Origin of the sequence: Oceanobacter sp. 3_MG-2023 (assembly GCF_030688925.1) — a bacterium.
Taxonomy (GTDB): Bacteria; Pseudomonadota; Gammaproteobacteria; order Pseudomonadales; family Oceanobacteraceae; genus Oceanobacter.
The window spans coordinates 1-1,020 of sequence record NZ_JAUYVX010000042.1; the positions used below are offsets into that span (position 1 = coordinate 1).

General features: G+C 40.5%; 3 protein-coding genes. All 3 read left to right on the forward strand.

Annotated elements, in window-relative coordinates:
• Positions 1-99, forward strand: coding sequence for an ATP-binding protein (locus tag Q8W32_RS16515; protein WP_305415690.1), 99 nt, complete (start codon positions 1-3; stop codon positions 97-99).
• 182 nt (positions 100-281) lie between these two features.
• Positions 282-770 (forward strand): hypothetical protein, encoded by a 489-nt coding sequence (locus tag Q8W32_RS16520; RefSeq protein WP_305415688.1) that lies wholly within the window; start codon positions 282-284, stop codon positions 768-770.
• Positions 771-783: 13 nt separating this feature from the next.
• A partial coding sequence (locus Q8W32_RS16525; RefSeq protein WP_305415689.1) for a hypothetical protein occupies positions 784-1,020 on the forward strand: 237 nt, incomplete at its 3' end.

Genomic DNA, 1,020 nt, shown 5'->3' on the forward strand with positions numbered 1-1,020 from the left:
CTGGAACGCTGGCGTCAACGGCCGTTCCGGGCACCGCACCATACGGCGTCCGGGGTGGCGCTGGTCGGCGGTGGCGGTGTAAGCTCTCAAATTATTTGAGAAAAATATTATTGAGTGAAAATTTCTCAAAATAAGTGATAAGCATTGTGTGCAATGAAATGGTTTTATTGATAAGCATCACAATCTATGTTCGCAATGACAAATCCTTACAAACAGTCATTGATTTAACAGTTGTTGATAATTATTTTCGTTATCAATACTTACTGAGAAAAGGATTTAAGATGAAAGCAATGTTACTGGCGTTATCGATTGGTTTAGCTGGATGTGGAGCATCTTCAGATTCGGGTAGTGCTACAGACGCTATTTCCTATGAGCAAATAGGATATGGAGATACAGGCTACAACATTCTTGGTGAAGGTCGCTCGATTAGAGTACTTGGCTCTGCAGATTTCGAGGATTCTTGGTCAGCAATTTCTTCTGAAGATATTCCAGATGTCGATTTCAGCGATTCTGTTGTTATTCTTTTCTACGATGGTGAAACATCGACGAGCGAGTGTGCTTCAAATGCTACTTTGAAATCACTGACCGCCGAACTTGATGAAAAAGATACTCTGACAACCAGTGTAGAATATGAAATAAATTGTGTGGATTCTGCGCTGGTCTGTGATGACGTATTGAATCCAGAATATAATTATGAGTTTTACAAAATAAACACCAATCCAAGCAATATTGTTCTTAATGAGCAATATACATACACTAACTGTGACTAATAAGGATATATGAATGAAAAATTTGATAGGGATATTACTTTCTTTTCTCGTATGTGATGCTACAGCTTGGGCGGATTATGACGATCGCCTTAGGACGCTTGCGAGTAAAAACTCAGATTTTGCCGGGATTCACACAGATTCAGATGGAACTCTAGTGATTTCTCTTCGTGGCTCTGTTCTGGTCAACAAAACCGGACACATTAATTGGCTAATTTCTCATGCTCCGCCGGTGACAAGTCACCGTTCGAGG

Excerpts from the sequence above, each read along its gene's own strand:
- Q8W32_RS16520 (WP_305415688.1), top strand. The coding sequence starts at position 282 with ATGAAAGCAATGTTACTGGCGTTATCGATTGGTTTAGCTGGATGTGGA.